Origin of the sequence: Sphingomonas sp. Leaf208 (assembly GCF_001421415.1) — a bacterium.
In the GTDB taxonomy this organism is placed as follows: domain Bacteria; phylum Pseudomonadota; class Alphaproteobacteria; order Sphingomonadales; family Sphingomonadaceae; genus Sphingomonas.
Map to the genome: position 1 here is coordinate 39,534 of NZ_LMKH01000015.1, position 6,000 is coordinate 45,533.

A 6,000-nucleotide genomic window follows, 5' to 3' on the forward strand; every position below is an offset into this window, starting at 1 on the left:
GTTTGAGCTGTCAGCTTATGTTTATGACTGGTTAAACTAGCAGCCCTACTCGGTTTTCGTTAGCGTTCTGCGGTTGCCTAGATGTCGAAAGGCACGATCGCGACAGGTCAGAATTATGACCTGCATCCGCGTTGCGGCGTCGGTTAGGATCTCGGTCATCAGATCTAAGCGGGTATCGTCCGAATAGACGAGCGGGTCGTCCAGGATCAGCGACACCGGCACACCTTGCTCGAGTAGCATGTCAGCGAAAGCTAGCCGAGTGAGCACCGAAAGCTGCTCCTGCGTTCCTCGCGAGAGATCGCCGCAAATCTCGCCCAGACCACCACGCATGATCGACGTCAGGCCTAAATCATCCCCAAAGCTCGGATCGCAACCAGGCAGTAGCCGTTCGATGTGCCGACGCGCGCGCCGCGCAACCGGCCCGACGAACGTCCGTGAAGTCTCTGCACGTGTACCTTCCAACGTGTCGCGTAGCAGCTTCAGCGTTTCCGCCTCCTGCGTCACGCGCGCCAGGTTGGCGGCGGAAGCATACGCTTCTTCTCGCGCAGCCGCGGCGCGGTCTGCCAGTCCCTTGCCGCCTTCCGCCTCGATCCGCGCCTCAATCCCCGCGATCACCTTCTCCAGATCGATGCGCTGCGTCCGGGCGACCTCGACACGTTTGTCCAACACCCCGATCTGGCGCTCGATCGCCGCCACATCATGTGCCGTCGCAGCACGTTCGGCGTCCTGCAGACTAATCAGCGCTGCCGCTTCCCGCTGACGCGCCTCCAGCAGAGCCTCATTCAGGCGGTCTATCTCAGGCTTGCCTTCCAGAGCAGCGAGCTGGGCTACGGCATTGGCGGCATCACGCTCGGCGCCAGCCGCCTGAACCATCAGCGGCGCATTGCGCGCTTCCAGCTCGCGCAGTTGCGCAGACGCCGCCTCATCGACACCCTCCGCCCTTGCGAGCGCTGAATCCGCCTCCGCCGCGATCACGCTCAACGCGTCGACGTCCGGTCCTTCCTCACTGCCCTCCCCTTCAGTGCCTTCCGGCAATCCTGCCATGAAGGCCTTCAGGGCTGGAGCACCGGCGTCGAGACCGAGCAACGCCACGGCCGGCGTGATTCCAGATATCCGCGCTTCAAGCGTCCGCACGTTGGCAACAGCATCACGTGCGACCTCATTACGTGACCGCGCGTCGGCGACACTCGTCACTCCGTGGTCGGCCAACGCGGCGCCCAGATCATCGCGGGCGTTGACGAGCGCCGTTTCGGCGCTTTGCAGCCCCGCTGGCGGTCGGATGATCAGCTCAGCGCCATCAAACTGGATGCGCGTCTCACGCGATAGCGTCCGGTCACCCGGCTCAGCCGGCATTCCGTCGATCCGAACACCGCTGACATCGCCCGCGAACTCGATCCGGGTCGCGCCCGCCTCGACTGCCGCGCGCGCCTTGTCGACGCCACGTTCGCGCTCCTCCAGCGTCTTGATGACGCTGGGTAGGATCACGGTCGCACCAAGTTCGCGGGCTGCCTCCAGTTCGGCTTCGAGGGGAAGCAGCTCGACGTGCCGATGGCGTACCCGGGCGATCTCGACGTGACGTGCTCGTGCGGCAACCAACTTGGTGGCCCCCTCGAGCCCCGCGTGCGCCTTGCGCCGGTTGTCGCGGGCGGTCGCCAGCCGATCACGCGCCGTACCCGCTCGCTCACGCGTGCTGGTCAATTCCTCTTCCAGGCCGGATCGTTTCTCACGAGCCTTGCTTAGCGCTGCGGCCTTGTCAGTGACGGCCTTCCGAGCATCGGTGAGACGCGCAGTAAGATCCTCCAGTCCCTTGACCTGATCAGCAAGGCGGCCTTGCTCGGCCAGTCGGGTATCGCGCAACTGCGCCGCGGACCGCGCCACGTCGATCTGACCAACCAGAACCTTTCGCCGATCTGCGTCGGTCGTATCGGCAAGATCACGGTCCAACACCTTCAGCCTGGCGCGAGCTGCTTCGAGATCAGAGAAGCCCTGTTCAAGGGCGGCGAGCCGGGTGGCGGCTTCGGTCGCAGCGTTCTCGGCAGCGTCATGCTCGGTACGTGCTGTCGTCTGGCGACCGCTAGGCCGGCCCGTGGTGGTCCAATAGTCTGCGAACTGGCTGTCGATGCGGGGCCTCACACGCTGGTACGCTGCACCGCCCATGATCGTGCCGACCTCTGCTTCCAGAGTTGCGCGCACGCTGTCGCGCACGATCTCACCGGGGGGCGTAACCTCAAGCGCCTGCGCCTGCCCTACCCAAAGCAGTCCCAGCGCACCGTGAGCGGCCGCGTCGCCGGCTTGGCTCGTGTCACGGCGCGCACCAAGCAATGCCTGCAGCTGAGCTTCAGCATGTTCGCCTTGTGCACGGCCGTTTGGTCCACGGACCTCGACCGACGCACCTTTGAGGAAGCGCTTGTTGACCTGCCACTCTTCGCCTTTCGCCTCGAAGCCGATCTCGATTTGCGGCGCTACGGCTTCACCGTGTGGCGCATAGCTGCGCGCCAGCCGGTTGGCTGTATTGTGCCGAATGAAGAAGGCTGCACGCATGGCTTCGAGCAGCGTCGACTTGCCGGTCTCGTTAGGCTCGATGATGACATTCAGGCCGTCGGTGAGCCCATCGAGGACGAACGGATCGCGAAACTTGCGAAAGTTGGTCAGCGCGATGCGCCGGATCTTGAGGCTCATGCTGCGTCCTGTCCGCGCTGATATTCCACAAAGAGGCGCTCGAGCGCCCGCTTTGCCGTGACGCCGTCGGTACCGCCGGTCTCGATCATGCTCATGAGCTTTGCGGCAGCCGTTCCGATCATCCCCTCTACCTGCAGATCGGCCAGATCCTGCTCGCTTGGCCGACCGACCAGGTCATCTGCCGCAACCGCCAGATGCCGGAGGCGATGGCGCAGGTCATTGTCGAGCTTGCCAAGGATCGTGATCCGGTCGGACAGGCTGACGATGCCGGCAAGCGACAGCTGCACGAGCGTTGCCGACGGTTCGATCGGGCCAAGCAGCCGATCGCACTCGGCTACAAAGCCGTCCGCGTCAGGGATCGTCCAATCCCGCATCAGCCATTGGAACCTGCCCGTGCGGATCGGTGACACGACCGGCTCCACGCCTGGCTCAAGCGTCACGAGCAGCGCATATCCCGGTTCGTCGCGCTGGAAGCGATCTGTTTCCGGTGTGCCGGAATACCAGGTTCGCGCATCGACCCGTAGCGCTCCATGCCAGTCGCCGAGTGCAAGATAGTCCAGGCTGGAACGTTGGGCGCGGTCGGGGGCGATCTGGTTTTGCGCTTCGCCACGCGACGAAAAATCACGGATCGAACCATGGGCCAAGCCAATGCGCAGTATCGCGCCCGGCGTCTCCATCGTGTCGAACAAGGCCGTGGGGTCATCCAGATTGTGCCGGTGCGTGAGCGGTGCCGGCAGGAGCCAGTGTCCGGGTTCCAGCTCGCACGGCTCGGGCTCGGTGATGATGCGGATGTTCGCCGCCCGTTTGGCGCGAACACGGTCCCACAGACCACTGTTACGAGCGAAGTCGTGATTGCCGGGGAGCAGCCACCACGTGCAGGCATATCGCTGCATCCGCGACACTGCCTGCACAATGACGCGATCTTCGGGACCCTCGGTATCGAACACGTCTCCAGCGACCAGAACATGCGCGGCACCATGCTCGACCGCTGCCTTGCCGATCGCATCGATCGCGTCAAAGCGCGCTTCACTGAGCGCTGCGCGGACATCGCTGTCGAAGCGACCGTACGGCTTACCTAGCTGCCAGTCTGCGGTGTGGATTAAGCGTAGCATAGGGCCCTCTTGGTAACTTCTCGCCCACGTGTCGAATGCCGCCGCCACTTTGCCGTTCTGCTGGCAAACATCATCGTCATTGCGCTCTTGTTCAGGACGCTACGCCCGCTGAACGAGCTGCTCGATGGTGTCTGGTTCGGCTTTGATCAGCGACAGCAGGACTCGCGCCGGAGCATCTGGTTGGCTGCGGCTCTGCTCCCAGTCCCGCACCGTCCCCAGCGGGAGATGGTAGGCGCGGGCAAACTGATCCTGTGTCTTACCAGTACGTTTGCGGATCGCGGCCACATCGATGGGCGCTGCTACCCTTGCGTGACCCGTTTCCCCATTGGCATGAGCGATAGCATCACTGAGGCCAGCTGCGATCTTGTCGAAGGCACTCTTCATTTTTTCCTCCTAAGGCTGTCGGTCAGCGTCTTGGTGAAAGCGGCAAGGGCATTTCGCTCACCCTTGGTGAGATTGGCCTTTTCGTTTTTTCCAAACACGGTCAGCAGGAACGTCGGCATGTCGATACCCGCATAATAGGTGATGACCCGATACCCGCCAGATTTACCGCCGCCCGGCCGCGCCACCCGTAACTTACGGGCCCCGCCACACCCCGGCATGATCTCACCGGCTTCCGGATTGGCAGCGATCAGATCGACCACCATCTGCTGCTCCTCGGCACTCATGCCCACGTCCTTTGCCGCCGCAAGGTAGGCATTGGTTTCGATGACCGACTGCATGCCGGCACATGTACGGGTTACCCGTAGTTAGTCAAGCGCGTCGTGTCGCCAGTGGGACCTCGCCTGTTCGGAGCCATACGACCATCAAGCAATCCATCACTCGCAGCCTCTCAGCCTAGCTCTGCTACGTGAACGAACCGCTGCTTACCGCCGACTGCCGCCCGGTAACGGACGGGCCGCTATCACCAGAGAAACGGCCGATTAGCCACCTTGCCCATCGAATGAACGAACGTCTGTTTACCGCCCTCGCTGCCCGAAAACGGCCGGGCCGCTTTCCACCAGTTTTACTGTAAATGCCGACGGTCTGCATGCACCAGGAACTCGCCGTTTTCACCGGACAAGCTGCACGTTCCTGCCCTTCGACATCTGCCGGAGCGCGGTGCTGTCCCTTCGGAGAACCTTCGATCGCGTACTCTTTGGCAAACGTCTTTTCCGGATTTCTCAGCCGACCGGCCGCGAATGCCCCTGCCGCCCCCGCGACCAATGTGGTAGAAGTGCGCATGCTCAAGACAAGAATGAAGCGGCTCGCCGATCGCGGTGATCGCGTGGTGCAGCGCCTTGCCGAAATCGAAGCCTCGATCACGAACCTTTCTAACGAGGATCTGCTCGACCTAGCTGACATCTTCAAAGCCGAGCCCCGCCCGCCAATTGGGGAGATGGCGTTCTTAGAAATGGCACGGCGTGAAATCAGTCTCTGAGGATGGCGTGAGCACACGTCGGCAGAATTATGTGCTCACGCTGATCCACATTGGTTACACCCAAGAACAGCCTGCAACTATACACAATCATGATGGAGCGACGACGCAGCGATGGTAGCGATTGGCACCCGGATCGATGAGATAGGCACGCTGATCCGCGATGGCGGGGCCTTCTATCTTCGCCGCGATGTCGGCGGGCGCTACGAGCTAGAACTGCATCGCACCCCCGTAGATCTGGTAGAAAGACGCGTCCGGCTTATCGGCACATTGGTTGGCCCAGATCTGGTGAACGCTGACGGCGTTGCGTCAGCTTAGCCGGTCGGGAATGCCTTCGCCTCAGTCGTCAGTCACTGGCCGCAATTCTGATTCAACCTGACTCATTGCCGTTGCGCACAAACCACGAACAGCCATCATCCTAGCCATGGAACAGCGGATCATTCACGCCTGCGGTCATGAGCAGGTTCATTATCTTACCGGGTTTGACAGCCAGCAGGAACGCAAGGTCAAATGGCTGAAGACGACGAGCTGTCGAGACTGCTTCGTTGCGGAAAAGCGAGCAGAGGAAGCCGCTGCAGCAGCGTTGAGCAACGCTGCTATCTCCCATCTTGATCTTCCACCGCTGACCGGCACCGACCGGCAAGTTAGTTGGGCGTCTACGATCAGGACCAAGCGGCTCGCAGTCCTAATCAACGTAAGCGTGGCCGGCAGACCGCAGATTATGCGGCTTGCGCCACTGGCTCTACGGTTTGTGCAGCCCAGTTCCAGGGCATGAGTTCGTCCCATCGCGCG

7 protein-coding genes are annotated in these 6,000 nt (G+C 62.1%); 3 read left to right on the forward strand and 4 right to left on the reverse strand.

Features of this window, described 5'->3' with window-relative positions; all coding sequences use genetic code 11:
- Positions 1 to 45: 45 nt before the first annotated feature.
- The 4 genes from ASE69_RS09405 to ASE69_RS09420 all read right to left on the reverse strand — a co-directional run bounded on the left by ASE69_RS09405 (position 46) and on the right by ASE69_RS09420 (position 4,513).
- Positions 46 to 2,679: an AAA family ATPase gene (locus ASE69_RS09405; RefSeq protein WP_056485549.1), complete on the reverse strand. Its 2,634-nt coding sequence runs from the start codon at positions 2,677 to 2,679 to the stop codon at positions 46 to 48.
- Complete coding sequence (locus ASE69_RS09410) at positions 2,676 to 3,791, reverse strand: metallophosphoesterase family protein (RefSeq protein WP_056485552.1); 1,116 nt, start codon at positions 3,789 to 3,791, stop codon at positions 2,676 to 2,678. Before ASE69_RS09410 ends, ASE69_RS09405 begins: the two co-directional genes overlap by 4 nt.
- Before the next feature lie 99 nt (positions 3,792 to 3,890).
- Positions 3,891 to 4,175 (reverse strand): helix-turn-helix domain-containing protein, encoded by a 285-nt coding sequence (locus ASE69_RS09415; RefSeq protein ID WP_056485555.1) that lies wholly within the window; start codon positions 4,173 to 4,175, stop codon positions 3,891 to 3,893.
- Positions 4,172 to 4,513 (reverse strand): type II toxin-antitoxin system RelE/ParE family toxin, encoded by a 342-nt coding sequence (locus ASE69_RS09420; RefSeq protein ID WP_056485558.1) that lies wholly within the window; start codon positions 4,511 to 4,513, stop codon positions 4,172 to 4,174. The genes ASE69_RS09415 and ASE69_RS09420 overlap by 4 nt, the downstream gene beginning before the upstream one ends.
- 416 nt (positions 4,514 to 4,929) lie before the next feature.
- Between ASE69_RS09420 and ASE69_RS09425 the strand changes: the two genes are divergently transcribed.
- The 3 genes from ASE69_RS09425 (at position 4,930) to ASE69_RS09430 (ending at position 5,983) form a co-directional block, all read left to right on the forward strand.
- Complete coding sequence (locus ASE69_RS09425) at positions 4,930 to 5,211, forward strand: hypothetical protein (RefSeq protein WP_235518397.1); 282 nt, start codon at positions 4,930 to 4,932, stop codon at positions 5,209 to 5,211.
- A 111-nt stretch (positions 5,212 to 5,322) separates the two neighbouring features.
- Positions 5,323 to 5,526, forward strand: a complete 204-nt coding sequence (locus ASE69_RS22925; protein ID WP_082453030.1) for a DUF5818 domain-containing protein — start codon at positions 5,323 to 5,325, stop codon at positions 5,524 to 5,526.
- Between the two features lie 106 nt (positions 5,527 to 5,632).
- The gene (locus ASE69_RS09430) at positions 5,633 to 5,983 is read left to right on the forward strand and encodes a hypothetical protein (protein ID WP_056485563.1); all 351 of its coding nucleotides are present in this window, start codon (positions 5,633 to 5,635) and stop codon (positions 5,981 to 5,983) included.
- The last annotated feature ends 17 nt before the right edge of the window (positions 5,984 to 6,000 follow it).

Coding starts and splice junctions, on each gene's coding strand:
- ASE69_RS22925 (WP_082453030.1), top strand. CDS start 5,323: ATGGTAGCGATTGGCACCCGGATCGATGAGATAGGCACGCTGATCCGC.
- ASE69_RS09405 (WP_056485549.1), bottom strand. CDS start 2,679: ATGAGCCTCAAGATCCGGCGCATCGCGCTGACCAACTTTCGCAAGTTT.
- ASE69_RS09415 (WP_056485555.1), bottom strand. CDS start 4,175: ATGAAGAGTGCCTTCGACAAGATCGCAGCTGGCCTCAGTGATGCTATC.
- ASE69_RS09430 (WP_056485563.1), top strand. CDS start 5,633: ATGGAACAGCGGATCATTCACGCCTGCGGTCATGAGCAGGTTCATTAT.
- ASE69_RS09420 (WP_056485558.1), bottom strand. CDS start 4,513: ATGCAGTCGGTCATCGAAACCAATGCCTACCTTGCGGCGGCAAAGGAC.
- ASE69_RS09410 (WP_056485552.1), bottom strand. CDS start 3,791: ATGCTACGCTTAATCCACACCGCAGACTGGCAGCTAGGTAAGCCGTAC.